General features: G+C 32.2%; 14 protein-coding genes, 1 other RNA gene and 1 pseudogene. 11 read left to right on the forward strand and 5 right to left on the reverse strand.

Annotation, left to right across the window (positions count from 1 at the left end):
• The first annotated feature begins 5 nt into the window (after window positions 1-5).
• The 10 genes from CIGNP85_RS04320 (at window position 6) to CIGNP85_RS04365 (ending at window position 9,187) form a co-directional block, all read left to right on the forward strand.
• Window positions 6-1,544 (forward strand): glycosyltransferase family 2 protein, encoded by a 1,539-nt coding sequence (locus tag CIGNP85_RS04320; RefSeq protein ID WP_086287143.1) that lies wholly within the window; start codon window positions 6-8, stop codon window positions 1,542-1,544.
• Window positions 1,541-2,605 carry a glycosyltransferase family 4 protein gene (locus CIGNP85_RS04325; protein WP_086287230.1) on the forward strand — a complete coding sequence of 355 codons (1,065 nt, stop codon included), beginning with the start codon at window positions 1,541-1,543 and terminating at the stop codon, window positions 2,603-2,605. Before CIGNP85_RS04320 ends, CIGNP85_RS04325 begins: the two co-directional genes overlap by 4 nt.
• 188 nt (window positions 2,606-2,793) lie before the next feature.
• The gene (recA, locus tag CIGNP85_RS04330; RefSeq protein WP_086225985.1) at window positions 2,794-3,828 is read left to right on the forward strand and encodes a recombinase RecA; all 1,035 of its coding nucleotides are present in this window, start codon (window positions 2,794-2,796) and stop codon (window positions 3,826-3,828) included.
• A complete protein-coding gene (gene eno / locus CIGNP85_RS04335) occupies window positions 3,828-5,078 on the forward strand; it encodes a phosphopyruvate hydratase (protein ID WP_086287145.1) in 1,251 nt (416 codons plus the stop codon). Before recA ends, eno begins: the two co-directional genes overlap by 1 nt.
• Window positions 5,075-5,344: a hypothetical protein gene (locus tag CIGNP85_RS04340; protein ID WP_086225234.1), complete on the forward strand. Its 270-nt coding sequence runs from the start codon at window positions 5,075-5,077 to the stop codon at window positions 5,342-5,344. The genes eno and CIGNP85_RS04340 overlap by 4 nt, the downstream gene beginning before the upstream one ends.
• 7 nt (window positions 5,345-5,351) lie before the next feature.
• A complete protein-coding gene (locus CIGNP85_RS04345; protein WP_086287147.1) occupies window positions 5,352-6,062 on the forward strand; it encodes an AMIN domain-containing protein in 711 nt (236 codons plus the stop codon).
• 96 nt (window positions 6,063-6,158) lie between these two features.
• Entirely contained in the window at window positions 6,159-6,596 is a 438-nt protein-coding gene (locus tag CIGNP85_RS04350; protein WP_086287149.1) for a nuclease-related domain-containing protein, read from the forward strand.
• Entirely contained in the window at window positions 6,593-7,564 is a 972-nt protein-coding gene (locus CIGNP85_RS04355; RefSeq protein ID WP_086287151.1) for a DUF475 domain-containing protein, read from the forward strand. The genes CIGNP85_RS04350 and CIGNP85_RS04355 overlap by 4 nt, the downstream gene beginning before the upstream one ends.
• Window positions 7,557-8,126 (forward strand): ribonuclease HII, encoded by a 570-nt coding sequence (locus tag CIGNP85_RS04360; RefSeq protein WP_086225238.1) that lies wholly within the window; start codon window positions 7,557-7,559, stop codon window positions 8,124-8,126. The genes CIGNP85_RS04355 and CIGNP85_RS04360 overlap by 8 nt, the downstream gene beginning before the upstream one ends.
• A complete protein-coding gene (locus CIGNP85_RS04365) occupies window positions 8,123-9,187 on the forward strand; it encodes an ATP-binding protein (RefSeq protein WP_086228608.1) in 1,065 nt (354 codons plus the stop codon). The genes CIGNP85_RS04360 and CIGNP85_RS04365 overlap by 4 nt, the downstream gene beginning before the upstream one ends.
• Window positions 9,188-9,335: 148 nt before the next feature.
• On the opposite strand, the gene CIGNP85_RS04370 is transcribed toward CIGNP85_RS04365, so the two are convergent.
• Window positions 9,336-9,764 (reverse strand): hypothetical protein, encoded by a 429-nt coding sequence (locus tag CIGNP85_RS04370; protein WP_086225240.1) that lies wholly within the window; start codon window positions 9,762-9,764, stop codon window positions 9,336-9,338.
• Between the two features lie 46 nt (window positions 9,765-9,810).
• Between CIGNP85_RS04370 and ffs the strand changes: the two genes are divergently transcribed.
• Window positions 9,811-9,908, forward strand: an RNA gene (ffs, locus tag CIGNP85_RS04375) — signal recognition particle sRNA small type.
• Window positions 9,909-9,926: 18 nt separating this feature from the next.
• Here ffs and CIGNP85_RS04380 read toward each other — a convergent pair.
• From CIGNP85_RS04380 to dnaN, 4 genes and pseudogenes are all read right to left on the reverse strand, one after another.
• Window positions 9,927-11,126: pseudogene (locus CIGNP85_RS04380) on the reverse strand (HD domain-containing protein); the annotation flags it as partial.
• Window positions 11,126-11,569 (reverse strand): preQ(1) synthase, encoded by a 444-nt coding sequence (gene queF / locus CIGNP85_RS04385; RefSeq protein ID WP_086225241.1) that lies wholly within the window; start codon window positions 11,567-11,569, stop codon window positions 11,126-11,128. The gene queF and the pseudogene CIGNP85_RS04380, both read right to left, overlap by 1 nt.
• A gap of 8 nt (window positions 11,570-11,577) precedes the next feature.
• Entirely contained in the window at window positions 11,578-13,902 is a 2,325-nt protein-coding gene (gene gyrB / locus CIGNP85_RS04390) for a DNA topoisomerase (ATP-hydrolyzing) subunit B (protein WP_086268598.1), read from the reverse strand.
• 8 nt (window positions 13,903-13,910) lie between these two features.
• The gene (gene dnaN, locus CIGNP85_RS04395; protein ID WP_086287153.1) at window positions 13,911-14,981 is read right to left on the reverse strand and encodes a DNA polymerase III subunit beta; all 1,071 of its coding nucleotides are present in this window, start codon (window positions 14,979-14,981) and stop codon (window positions 13,911-13,913) included.
• Between the last annotated feature and the right edge of the window lie 113 nt (window positions 14,982-15,094).

Genomic DNA, 15,094 nt, shown 5'->3' on the forward strand with positions numbered 1-15,094 from the left:
AATATATGAAACTTAGTACCAAGATTAGCGTCTGTATACTAGTCAAAAACGCCCAAAATACCATTAAAGAGTGCTTAGAATCCTTAAAAAGCTTTGATGAGATTATCTTGCTTGATAATCAAAGTAGCGATGATACCTTAAAAATCGCTAATGAATTTAAGGCCAAATTTAATAATTTGAAAATTTATTCTAGTGAATTTATCGGTTTTGGGCCGCTTAAAAATTTAGCGATAAATTACGCTAGTAATGATTGGATATTGAGCATTGATAGCGATGAGGTTTTGGAATCTCAAGCTTTTGATGAGGTAGCAAATTTAGATCTAAATCCCCAAAATATCTACGCCCTACCTAGAAAAAATCTCTATAAAGGCGAGTGGATAAAGGCGTGTGGCTGGTATCCAGATTTTGTCCTAAGGCTATTTAATAAAACTCAAACCAAATTTAATTCTAATTTCGTCCATGAGAGCTTGGAAGCTAAAAATTTAAATATAATAAAACTTAAAAATGGATTAAGGCATTACGCTTATGATGATATCAGCACACTTATAGAAAAGATGCAAAAATACTCCACCCTTTATGCGATACAAAATAGAGCCAAAAATAGCACTATCAGCAAAGCCGTGCTACATAGCGTTTGGAAATTCATCCGTGATTACGCCTTTAAAAAGGGATTTTTGTATGGTTATAAGGGCTTTGTGATTAGCCTTTGTAATGCTCTTGGGGCGTTTTTTAAGTATGCCAAACTCTATGAGTTAAATCACCAAATGCCAAGCGTGAGCCTAATCATCACCACTTATAACAATGAAAAATATTTAGAGCAGGTCTTAAAAAGTATTTTAAATTTAGATTATTTGCCTAATGAAGTCTTGGTCGCTGATGATGGAAGTGGCGTAGCTACAAAGAATTTGATTGAGAAATTTAAAGCGATTTTCCCTTGTGAGTTAAAGCATATTTGGCAAGAAGATCAGGGCTTTCGCTTGAGCCAAATTCGCAATAAAGCTATAAATATAGCAACTAGTGAGTATATCATAATCATTGATGGCGATATGGTTTTAGATAGAAATTTTATTTTAGATCATCTTAAATTCGCCAAGCAAAAGCAGTTTTTACAAGGCTCAAGAGTGGTTTTGGATAAGAGTCAAACTGATTTATTGATAAATGGGAGAGGGTATGTGAGCGAGTTTAAAACTCTTAAATCCAAGCAAAATTCCATACTCTCAAAACTTATTTACAAAAGCTCAGCCATTAGGGCAAGTTTCTTTAAAAAGCGAGATTTCATCAAAGGAATTAGAGGTTGTAATATGAGCTTTTATAAAATTGATTGCGATGAGATCGACGGATTTAATGAGAATTTCATTGGCTGGGGTAGGGAGGATTCTGAGTTTGTGGCGAGATTTTTGTTTAGTGGGGGAGAGCTTAGAAGGCTTAAATTTTCAGGGATTGCATATCATCTCTATCACGCTGAAAACAGCAGAAAAATGCTAGAATCAAACCATCAAATTTACCTAAACACCATTAAAGAAAAGAGAGTCAAATGGCGATAAAAGTATTGCTAACAGTAGGCGATATCACTATAAAAGGCGGCGCTGAAAGAGTCGTAACTAATCTAGCAAATGCTTATGCGGCCTCTGGGCTAGATGTGGAGATTTTAAGCTTTTATAAAGGCGGGATAAATGAAGCTTTTGAGCTTGATAGTAGAGTGAAATTAAGCTATTTACACGATAAATCTTTTGATGATAAGCGTAAAAATTTCTTCTATAAAATCTTTTATAAATTTATTGAGAGCTATATCTTAAAGCGTGATTTCAAAGATAAGGATTTTGTGATTTTCAATAACTCACCGCATTTTCCGCTATTTAAAAATAAAAATACAAAATATCTAAAAATCATCCACATAACTTCAAAAGGACGCTACCTGGCTAGATATAACTATTTTGATTCTATAGTACTTATAGCCTCTAAAGAGATTGGCTTTTGGCAAAGCCATCATAAAAATATATTTTTAATCCCAAATTTCATCCCAAATATCCCAAATTCAAACACCAATTACTCTCAAAAAGTCGTGCTCTCAATGGGGCGCATAGAAAAAACCAATCAAAAAGGCTTTTTGCGCTTAATCGATATATGGAAATTAATCCAAGATAGTGGGGAATTTAATGATTGGAAGCTACACATTGTAGGTGATGGCGATCTAAAAGAGCAGATAAAAACTAAGATAGAAAATCTAAATTTATCTAACTCTATAATCTTAAAACCATTTACTAAAGATGTAGAGAGCGAGTATCTAAGCGCTAGTATATATGCTATGGCAAGCCATTTTGAAGGACTCCCTATGGTGCTTATAGAGGCTCAGTCTTATGCCTTGCCAACCATAGCCTTTGATATCGCCACAGGTCCAAGCGATATAATAGAAGATGAGAAAAGCGGATTTTTAATCACTGATAATAATTTAGATGAATATGCCAATAAACTAAAAATATTAATGCAAGATGAGAATCTAAGAGCCAAAATGGGCGAAAAAAGTAAAGAGATAGTCAAAAATAAATTTAGCAAAGAGGTGGTGATGAAGCAGTGGATGGAGCTGTTTAAGGGATTAAAAAAATAACCTAGAGTTAGCAACTCTTCTACTAGTGATATATTATACTAAAAGTTGATTTATAATAATAAAAAACAAACTACACAAAAACTTGAATTTATAAAAATTTAAATCTCAAATTTAGTAAATTTTATTAGCATATTAGCTTTTTTAAGATAAAATATCAGCATTTGCATAACCAAAAAACAAGGAAAATAATGGACGAAAATAAGAAAAAAAGCCTTGATTTAGCCCTTAAACAGATTGATAAAGCCTTTGGTAAAGGTACTGTTCTTAGGCTTGGCGATAAGGAAATTGAGCCAATTGATGCTATTGGAACTGGATCAATCGGACTTGATATTGCACTTGGCATAGGTGGTATTCCTCGTGGTAGAATCATCGAAATTTACGGTCCTGAAAGTAGCGGTAAGACAACTCTGACTCTTCATCTAATTGCTGAATGTCAAAAAAATGGTGGAGTTTGTGCCTTTGTCGATGCAGAACACGCATTAGATGTTAAATATGCTAAAAATCTAGGCATAGATACTGATAATCTTTACATCTCTCAGCCAGATTTTGGTGAACAAGCGCTTGATATTGTTGAGACTCTAGCTAGAAGTGGTGCAGTAGATCTAATCATAGTAGATAGTGTCGCAGCTCTAACACCAAAAAGCGAAATAGAAGGCGATATGGGAGACCAGCATGTAGGACTTCAAGCAAGACTAATGAGTCAAGCCCTAAGAAAACTTACTGGTGTCGTCCATAAAATGGGAACCACAGTTGTCTTTATCAACCAAATTCGTATGAAAATCGGCGCTATGGGATATGGTACTCCAGAGACTACAACAGGTGGCAATGCACTTAAATTCTACGCTTCAGTCCGCTTAGATGTAAGAAAAGTCGCCACATTAAAACAAAGTGAAGAGCCAATTGGAAATAGAGTTAAGGTTAAAGTGGTTAAAAATAAGGTCGCTCCACCATTTAGAGTGACTGAATTTGATATAATGTTTGGCGAAGGAATTAGTAAAGAAGGTGAAATTATAGATTATGGTGTAAAACTTGATATAATCGATAAAAGCGGCGCCTGGTTTAGCTATGAAAGCACAAAACTAGGTCAAGGTAGAGAGAATGCAAAAGCGTTTTTAAAAGAGAATTTAAATATAGCTGATGAGATAACAGCTAAAATCCGTGAAAATATAGGTGATAGCATGATGAGTAGCGGTGATGATGAGAATGAAAGTGAGGAAGAGTAATGCCAGTAATTAAAGATGTAAGAGCAATTGAAGTTTTAGATAGTCGTGGAAATCCAACAATCAAAGCATTTGTAACGCTATGTGATGGTAGTACCGGTTCAGCAATCGTCCCAAGCGGTGCAAGCACAGGTAAAAGAGAGGCTTTAGAACTTAGAGATGGTGGTGATGCATTTGGTGGTAAAGGCGTTTTAAAAGCTATTAAAAATGTAAATTCAATGATAGCTGAAGAGTTATGCGGTAAAGATGCTTTAAATCAAAAAGCAATTGATGATGCGTTAATTGCTCTAGATGGTACTGAAAATTTTAGCAAAATCGGTGCTAACGCAGCTCTTGGTGTATCTATGGCAGTAGCTAGAGCAGCAGCAAATTCACGCAAACTTCCATTATATAGATATCTTGGTGGAGCAAATGCTACTATTTTACCAGTTCCGATGTTTAATATCATAAACGGTGGGGCGCATGCTAATAATAGCGTTGATTTTCAAGAGTTTATGATTATGCCATTTGGTTTTAATAAATTTAGCGATGCGCTTCGTGCTGCAGCTGAAATTTATCAAACACTTAAAAAACTACTAAATGATGCTGGACATAGTACTGCAGTAGGTGATGAGGGTGGATTTGCTCCAAATTTAAAAGATAATGAAGAACCACTTGAACTAATTATGCAAGCTATTATAAAAGCTGGATATAAACCAAACGAGCAGATTAAACTAGCTTTAGATGTTGCTGCTAGCGAACTTTATGATGGTAATGTTTATAAACTTGAAGGTAAAGAATTTACAAGTGAACAAATGGTAGAAAAATACGCCGCATTATGTGAAAAATATCCAATCTTCTCAATCGAAGATGGCCTAAGCGAAGATGACTGGGCTGGCTGGAAAATCCTAACTGATAAACTAGGTAGCAAGGTTCAATTAGTAGGCGATGATCTATTTGTAACAAATGAAAAAATCCTAAAAGAGGGAATTCAAAAAGGTATCGCAAACGCCGTATTAATCAAGCCAAATCAAATAGGCACAGTAAGCCAAACAATGCAAACAGTAAGACTAGCACAAAGAAATGGCTATCGCTGCATTATGAGCCATAGAAGTGGTGAAAGTGAAGATAGTTTTATTGCTGATTTTGCTGTAGCCTTAAATACTGGCGAGATTAAAACTGGCGCAACTAGTAGAAGTGAAAGAAATGCTAAATACAATCGCTTACTAGAAATCGAGTGCGAAACTAGCGAATATCTAGGCGATAAAATTTGAACCCTATCCTAGCTGAGCTAGAGAGTAAAAAATCTAGCTCCATTAGAAAAATTATCGCATATTCACTGCTAATATTTGTTACTATACTATTTGCAGTATATGTAGGAAATGTATTCTTTGGGAGTCGCTCAGCTAGTGTTTTATATGATTTAAAAGAGCAAAAATCTGCCCTAAGTAACGAGGTAAAAAAATACCAAGAGTTAAATTCAGCTCTACAAAAAGAGTATTTCGAGCTAATCGGACTCGATCCAGATAGTTACAAGTGAGTAAAAAATGAAAAAGATTATTTTAATATCAAGCTGCGTTTTAGCACTCGTAGCTAGAGAAAATCCATTTACCCCAGATGATATTAATGTCACTATACTAGATTCAACTAATATTAGTGAAAACCCGCCAAAATTAAATAGAGTTGTAGCTAAATTTCCAAGCGATGCTAGAGAGATTGTCACAGCAACATTTAGTTATAAATCAGTAGATGGTAGCATAAAACAAAAAAGTATTGATATTAATGCTAGTTTTGATTGGCACGATGATATAATTATCTTATCTCAGCCACCAGTAAGTAGCGAGACTACTCCATCTTTAGATGTCTCAGTAACTACCACAAATGAACAGACTAAACAAGCAGTAGCCAAACAAGCTACACCAAAACCACTTAGTGTCCTACCAAAAATAGAACCACCGCTAAAAAGTATAGCATTTATGGATTTTATCAAATTTGATATATTTGCTTCTAAAATTGAAATAATCACAAAAGATCAGATGTTTAGAGACTTTATCATTAATAAACCTGATAAGATAGTTATGGATTTTAAAAGAGGTAGCGAGTTTTCAACTCAAAGTATAAAGGTTCAAAAAGGCCCACTAAAAAAAGCTACAATCGGAGCTCATAAGGATTATTATAGAGTGGTTTTATCCCTAGATGGTAACTATCATTACGCTATCCGACAAAGCGGCAATGGATATACACTAACACTTAGATAATCTAGCCCCTTTGGGGCATTTGAGTATGCGGTAAACTAAATTCAGATCTAATTTGAGATTTAAATTCTTTAATTATAACTTACTCAAAGGAGCGGTATGGGGATTATTAATATAGAAAAATTTCTAGCTAAATATCTAAAAGGCGAAGAGATAGTAATTAAATCTTTAATATCAATCTTACAACATAGCAATGAAAACTACTACCTAATACCAAAAGCTAAATTTCAAAATGCCAATATAATTTACGAAATTGATATTTTACTTATTCACCCAATGCTTGGAATTTATATAATAGAGGTTAAAAACTGGAAATATTTAGACAATATTGATGAGAATAATGCGCCATTTAATCAAGCTAGTAAATACAAAAATATAATCCTTTCTGTGCTTAATGAAAACTTTAATCATACACCAATTAATGTAGAGATGCGTGCGATTTTTTCAAATATCAGCAAAAGTGATGCTAAAGAAAATTTGAAATCTGCAGCTAGTGAGATATTCTTAGCAGTTTCTAGACTATTTTCTAAATCATGAAATACTTCTATTCATCATTTATTTTAACAATCTTAGGTCTAGTAGCAGCATATTTTTTAGATGGATTTACTGCTGTTTATATCTGTATTTTATTAATTATTCTTGAAGTTAGCTTAAGCTTTGATAATGCTGTGGTAAATGCTAGAATTTTACGTCATATGTCTCAAGTATGGCAAAGGCGATTTATCATCTATGGAATTCCTATTGCTGTCTTTGGAATGAGATTTTTATTTCCAATTCTTATTGTATCAATTGCTGCTGATATGGGGATGCTACAGACGCTAAATTTAGCACTAAATAATCCAGATGAGTATCATCACGCTCTACATAGTAATAAAAATCAAATTTATATCTTTGGTGGCGGATTTTTACTAATGGTATTTTTATCATTCTTTTTTGAAGAAAAAGAGACAAAATGGATTAGACTTTTAGAGGATAATCATTTAATTAAAACCCTTTCAAAATCTCAAAATATAACTCTTTTTATTGCTATTTTAGCTGGAATAATCCTAATTATGCTAACCCAAAATTCTACCTATGCCATCGCATATTTTAGTGCTATAGTGCTGCATTTAGGGCTAGGGATGTTTGATGAGATATTTAGTACAAGTGGAATTAAAAGCGGGATAATGGGTTTTTTATATCTTGAAATTTTAGATGCTAGCTTTAGCTTTGATGGGGTTATTGGAGCTTTTGCAATGAGTCAAGATATTTTTATTATTATGATTGGGCTTGGTATTGGAGCTATGTTTGTAAGAAGTCTTACTATCTATATGGTTCGCAAAAAGATACTTGAGAGTTTTATCTATCTTGAACATGGCGCTCACTATGCGATTTTAGCTCTAGCAGTGATAATGTTTATTAAAATTTTTTACGAAGTTAGTGAGATTATAACTGGCACAGCTAGTATGCTATTTATCGCCTTAGCACTTATTCACTCAGTGTTAAAAAGGAGAAATATTGACTAAAATTTGTGGTGTTGATGAAGCTGGTAGAGGCGCTTTAGCTGGTGAGCTAGTTGTATGTGGATGTGCTTTTAATAGCGATTTAAGTAAGTTAAATTTAACCGATTCTAAAAAGCTAACCCCTAAAAAAAGAGAACAAATATATACAAGCTTAATCCAACAATGTGAATTTGTAACCATATATTTTAACAATAAAATTATAGATGAAATCGGGCTTAGCAATTGTCTAAGACGAGCTTTAAGGGTGATTAAATTTCACTTTAGAGAACATCAAATCATCTATGATGGAAACTGTAATTATGGTATTGATGGGATTGAGACAATTATTAAAGCTGATGCTAAAATTCCACAAGTTAGCGCTGCTAGTATAATTGCTAAAGTTAGTAGAGATTTGCAAATGTGCCGTTTTGATAGCTTTTATCCATACTTTGGCTACGCAAAACATAAAGGCTATGGAGTTAAAGCTCATATAGAAGCACTACAAAAATATGGCCCAAATGAATTAACTAGACAAAGTTTTAAACCAAAAGCACTTGAGGCTTCGCTATTTGGGGATGAAATTTGAATATCTTAGAAAATTTATATCAAAACCCGCCAAAATCAAGAGAGTTTTTAGAGCGAAAAATACGCATAGAAGGCTCTAAAATTCTACTAAAAGGAGCCAATGGAAGTGGTAAAAGCTCATTAATTTTAAATCATTTAAGTAAATTTGATAATTTTTTATATATAGACTTAGATGATATAAGAAGTTTTGGTATAGAACTTAATAACTTAAATGAGTTTATCAAGGCCAAAAATATCAAAGCCTTAGCAATTGAGAATCTAAAATCCAAAATAGAACTACCTATTTGTGATAATATTATCATCTCTACTGATCTAAATTCTTTGCATATAGATGGATTAAATCAACTTGAAATACTCGGGCTGGATTATGAAGAGTTTATACTATTTTATCGTAAAAATTATGAAGCTAGAACGCTTTTTAGCCACTTTTTGATTCGTGGGAATTTGGCTTTTAGTCCATTTTTAAGCGAATTTGAAACTACGGCATTTTTGCAAAAGCATATAAAAGCATCAAAAGGAGATCTAAATAGTAAGATATTAGCAAATATCGCAAATTTTATACATCAACCGTTAAATTCATTTAAGATTTACAAAACTCTAAAAACTCATATGAAACTTAGCAAAGACAAACTTTATCAAAATATAACCGATTTAGAAGATCAAAATCTTATAAAAACTATTTCAAATATCAACGATAATATCGCTTTAAAACGGGTATATTTTAGCAATTTTGCTCTAAAATCAGCTCTAAGTCTACACAAAGATCCCAAAGCAACGATAGCAAATATGGTATTTTGCGAACTTTTAAAGCTAAAAAAAGAGATAAAGTATAGCAATCAAATTGATTTTATCATTCCTGATATGAGTTATGGGATTTTGATTTTGCCATTTTTGCCATCTGAACTTGCAATATTAAAAGCTAAAAAACTAAGCAATCACTGTAATGATCTAGGTTTAAAAAAAGTAGATATAATCTCAAATTCACAAAGTCAAATAGCTAAATTTGAAAAAATCACATATAATGTAATGCCATTTTGGCAGTGGGCTGTAGGGCTTAATTAGTTTCACACTTAATGTAATGTTTGGTACTTTAGAAAAAGAAACAATAAAAATCACAGCAGAAAAAACAAAAATAGAAAATAAACTAAAAGATAAAATCAAAAAGAGCCATTTTATTTAGATATATCATTTGCAATATAATATAAACTAATTAACTATGTGAATAAATTTTAACTTCATTTAAAAAAAACTCATAAACTTGTTGTTGAAAATGTGCATCTATCTCATCACTATTAACCATCAAACGACGCAAATGCGCAAAATCAATCTTTTTGACATATCTTTTTATCATTTTTAATTCATAATCTATATCTTTTAGTAATATATCTAAATTCAATTTAGAGCCTTGAGTGGCCTTTTCTACATACTCTTTAACCGTTTGGACTAGGATGTGGATTCGCTTTTTATCATCACCATATATATCTTTTGCTATCTCTTCAACCTCTTGATAATCACTATCTAAAATACTATTTTTAGCAATTAACATAGCGGTAAAAATCTTGGCTCTAAACTCTAGTGATCGATAATGCGGAACAAAAAGCTCACGAAAAATAGATAAAAAATGTAATTTATAACTCATCATAATCCTATTTTAAGTAAAATATAGATATAATTTCATCCGCCTTTCCTTAGACCTGTGCAATGCTTTTAAAAAGCACCGCTTCAGGATGGGAACATAGCAGAGCACTTTTTATAGGTGTGTGCCGCAGTCATCTGGGGAGAGGTTTTCTATATCTAAATCTTTCATAAAATCTCTACAAATTTTATCAAAATCCACCCCTTCAATTTTTGGGCTTTTTTTGAATTTAGCTCTTATATTTTGAAATCCTCTTACTAAATCCTTGCTTTTAACACCATAGCTTATAGAGAGTCCAGCCTCGACAAAAGCAGCTAATCTATCGCAATATTTCAAAGCCTTGCCATCAATGCTGTTATACTCATCATCATTGACATTACTCATACTTCCGTGATATGGTTGTGGAGTTGTGCGACAAATTCTATTTTCAAATTCATCTTTTTTAAAGACCCCATCATCACTTCTAACGCCCAAAATATAGCTAAATTCATCTCTAAAACTTTGTGGGACATATGGAAGAATCTTATCTTCGATTAATCTCATCTCATAATCGCTAATTATCTCATTTAGCCCATCAATACCATATTTAACAGGGCTTATAATATCACGAGTTAGGCTCTCAGGTAGATCATGAAACAAAGCGCAATAAAAGTTATTTTCTAATCTTTTTGAATTTGCTCCAACTTTGATTGAATAAAAATAGCCAAATATCGCTACAACTAACATATGACCTAAAACTGCTGTTTCTGGAATGCGGTTCGTCTGAGCCCAACGCTTTTGAAATCTTAATCTTCCACTTAGATCGACTATGCGAGCTAATTTTTGGTTCATAGCGATCTTTCTAACACCGATTAATTCATAATAATCTTCTAGCTCTTCATCTACTTTTTGCTTTAATTCATCAATATCATTTAAAAATTTACTAGTTTGATATACAATGCTAAATTCCCACTTAGTAGCTATATAACTAGCAGCTTTTAAAATTAATCTCTCTTTTTTGTGGTCTTTATCTTCTAAATAACTCTTAAATCTATCTAAAAATTTACCATTTTCGATATCTTCTATTAATGGTTCTAAATTTGTCAAAACCCAGTTATTTATCTCACTAGCTTTGGTTTTTTGGATATGGTGAAAGACATCTGGGCGAATATCAGTTACCACAACTCTACTTAAAAACTCAAAAACCCCACCTTCTATTATATAACGCATATCTACATCATTTTCAAGCTTTGCGATGAAATATGCTATTATAAATTTATGAGCTTGTTTGTCTAGCTCTGATAGCTCAACCATCTTAGGATAGTCATTCCACCTTGATATATTGGCTGCTTTGAAAATATGTTCAATAAGTTTTGGATTTATCATTAATTAAATTTCCTAGTATTTTCAAATACAATAGAGCTTGTATCGTATTTTTGCTCTTTTATCATATTACTATCAACTTCTATAATCGTATGGACATTGCCCCTTGGATTAAAATCACCAACAACTCTTAGATATTTTGGTTTTAGTTTATTATCTAGAGTATCGTAAATTTCATTTATACTAGATTCATGACTTATATGGCGATTTAAAAAGCTATTTATATATAATTTTAGAGCCTTTAACTCTACTACAAATTTATCAGGAACATAGGTTAGATAAATTGTAGCAAAATCCGGATAGCCACTCCTTGGACAAAAGCAAGCAAACTCTGGTAGAGTGATTTTGATCGCATAATCTTTATTAGCACTATTTGGCCATATCTCAAAATCCTTATCTATATCAAATTCAGCTATTATTTTTTCGCCATATTTTAAATTTTCCATATCTATCCTTAAACATCTAGATGCTTAACATCTTTAGCGTGAGCTTGGATATACTCTCTCCTTGGCTCAACCTCATCACCCATAAATAGCTCAAATATATCACTAGCGCTTTGCATATCTTTGACATCTATCTTTAATAAACGGCGATTTTCTGGATTCATGGTAGTTTCCCATAATTGATCTGGATTCATCTCACCTAGACCTTTATAACGCTGGATATAAGCACCTTTTTTAGCATTTTTTTCTATATTTTCTAATACTTCTAATGGATCGCCATTAAGGTCAATATCACGCTCTCTCATCTTAGAATATATATGGACAGCCTCAATATATAAAGGATTAACAAATAAAGTATCATTGATAATCAACTCTTCAAGGCCATTTGGAGTTTGGACATAAATTCTAATCTCATCTTCATTGACATATGAATTTAAGATATTATAATTTTGAGTTTCAAGCTCTGTTTTTATAATCTCAAATAACTCTTTAAAATCTCTGCTGATGATATCTGGATTTTCTATCATATATCTAATCGCACTTAATAGATTAAAACGCTTTTTAAGCTCATTTAAAACACTTCTATAAGCGCTAATTAACTTTAAATAATCGATCAAATCATTATTGCCAATACCTTCAAAATCTTCATTTTCAATTCCTGTTTCTATTAAGAATTCATTTAGGGCTTTTTCATCTTTTAGATAAATTTCTTTTTTGCCTTTTTTGTATCTATAAAGTGGTGGCTGGGCTAAATAGACATTTCCATTTTCTATAATTGGCGTAAGAAATCTAAAGAAAAATGTAAGAAGTAGAGTCTGGATATGGCTTCCATCGACATCAGCATCTGTCATAATAATGATTTTATGATATCTTAATTTACTAGCATCAAACTCATCCCCAATACCACAACCAAATGCGGTTATCATATTTTTTATCTCTTCAGATTTTAAAATTTTATCAAGTCTGCTCTTTTCTACATTTAAAATTTTACCACGAAGTGGCAAAATAGCTTGAAATACTCTATCTCTACCTTGCTTTGCTGAACCACCAGCAGAATCACCCTCAACAAGATAAATTTCACTCTCGCTTGGGTCTTTGCTTTGGCAATCGGCTAATTTACCAGGCAATGTCCCAACGCTATTTAAATTATCTTTTTTGCGTGTTAAATCTCTAGCTTTTTTGGCTGCTTCTCTACCACGAGCTGCTAAAAGAGCTTTATTCATGATAGCTTTTGCTTCGTTTGGGTTTTCTTCAAAATATTTACAAAGCACTTCAAAAGTTATCTTTTGAACTATTGGTTTGACATAGCTTGAGCCGAGTTTGCCTTTGGTTTGACCCTCAAATTGTGGTTCTGGGACTTTGACACTTACAACAGCTATAAGGCCCTCTCTTATATCATCTCCAGTGATTTTGGTATCTTTTTCACGAGCATTAGCGTTTGCTGTTATATAATTTGTAATAGCTCTAGTAAGCCCTGCTCTAAATCCAGCTTCGTGAGTCCCACCATCAGGGGTTTTGATATTATTTACAAAGCTTAGTAAATTTTCACTATATGTCTCATTATAAAGTAGAGCAAAATCGACTATAACATCTTCTTCGCCACCGCTAAAGCTTACAGCTTTGCTTACTGGGTTGCTTTTATTCATATCAGTTACAAAGCTCTCAAGCCCACCTTCAAAGTGATAACTCTCTTTAAATCCATCTCTTTGGTCTTTGAAATTTATAGTGATTTTAGGATTTAAATAGGCTAACTCTTTAAATCTTTTGGTTAAAATTTCTCTATCAAATTTAGTTATTTCAAAGATAGTATCATCAGGCCAAAACTCTATGCTAGTTCCAGTTTTGTTAGTAGTTTTGATAACTTCTAAATCACTTTGTGGTATGCCTTTGGCAAATTCTTGGCGATGAAGTTTTCCATCTCTTTTTATATTCAAAACCAATTTTTTAGATAATGCATTGACAACAGAAACACCAACCCCATGAAGTCCACCTGATACTTTATATGTATCTTTATCGAATTTACCACCCGCATGAAGCACAGTTAAAACTACAGTCGCAGCTGAAATATTCTCAGTTGGATGGATATCTACTGGAATTCCCCTACCATTATCTGTGATTATAGCTGAGCCTTCATTTGTAAGTTCGATATCGATAGTATCACAATATCCTGCCATTGACTCATCTATGGAGTTATCTACTACTTCATAGATCATATGGTGAAGGCCATTTATGTTTGTATCGCCTATATACATTCCAGGGCGTGTCCTTACAGCTTCAAGACCTTTTAAAACCTTGATACTTCCAGCGGCGTATTTTTTTTGTTCTAAATTTTCCATTTTAATCCTTAAATATTTATAGGCATTATAACTGTTTTTAACTCTTCAGAGCTAAGCACAAATGGAAGTCCTATATCATTATATGATAAGGTAAATTCACTATCTTCAATGCTTGATAAGAAATCAAGAATAAATCTATTTTTCACACCTAATATAATGTTGTCTTCTATATCAAAATTTTGCTCAATTACTGTTTTTGCTTCGCTATTATCGTTATTTATACTCTCAAATGTTATGTTTTCTTTATTTATTGTGATTTTTATAATTTCAGATAGCATTGAGATTGTTTTGATACCTTCTATCATCTTTTCACGATTTAAATTTATATTGATTTTACTCTCTTTTGGGATTACTCTTTCATAGTCTGGATAGCGACCATTTATCAGTTTTGTGAAAAATTCAAAATTTTGACTAATTGCTATAAATATATTTTCATCATAGTAAATTTCTATATTTTCATAGAATATTTTTTGGATTTCTACTATAGCTTTTTTAGGGATTATTATGCTAAATGGTTCGCTCTGTGAGTCTATATCAAGGGTATAAACGCTAAGTCTTTTAGTGTCAGTGCCAACTAAATTTATACTATTATTTTTTATATCGATTAAAGCACCTGTTAATTCTATTTTTGAATTTGTATTTTCTATTGAATTTGTGATTTTTTTAAGGCTTTTGCTTAGGTTAGCTGCGTTTATATTAAATCTTTTTTTATTTTCTATTGTTGGGAAATCTGGGAAATCATCGGCTTTTTGCATAGGTAAGCGATATTTTGAGTTATTTTGTTTTATATATAGGTGGTTTTGGATTGTTTCTAAGATAACTTCACCATCTTTAAGGCTTTTTATGATATCAAGGAGTTTTTTACCATTTGCTGTGGCTATTCCATCTTCAATTATATTTACATTTGAGGCTTTATAACTTAGACCAATTTCATTATCTGTAGCTTTAATTGTTAGAATTGAATCTTTTGCATTTATGAATATGTGAGATGTTATTGAACTAAGATCTTTTTTATCAAGATAAGGGTTTGTATTTATGATAATTGATTCTAAAATATTCTTTTTGATTAAAACTTTCATTTTTTGCCTTTATTTTTTAAATTTATTTTTTCTTTTTAGTTGGTTTGTTGATTTTGTGAATAACTACACAAAACACCGCAAAATCGGGTAAATTTTATTGAAAAACTTTGAAG

Origin of the sequence: Campylobacter sp. P0085, assembly GCF_002139495.1 — a bacterium.
Lineage (GTDB): Bacteria > Campylobacterota > Campylobacteria > Campylobacterales > Campylobacteraceae > Campylobacter > Campylobacter devanensis.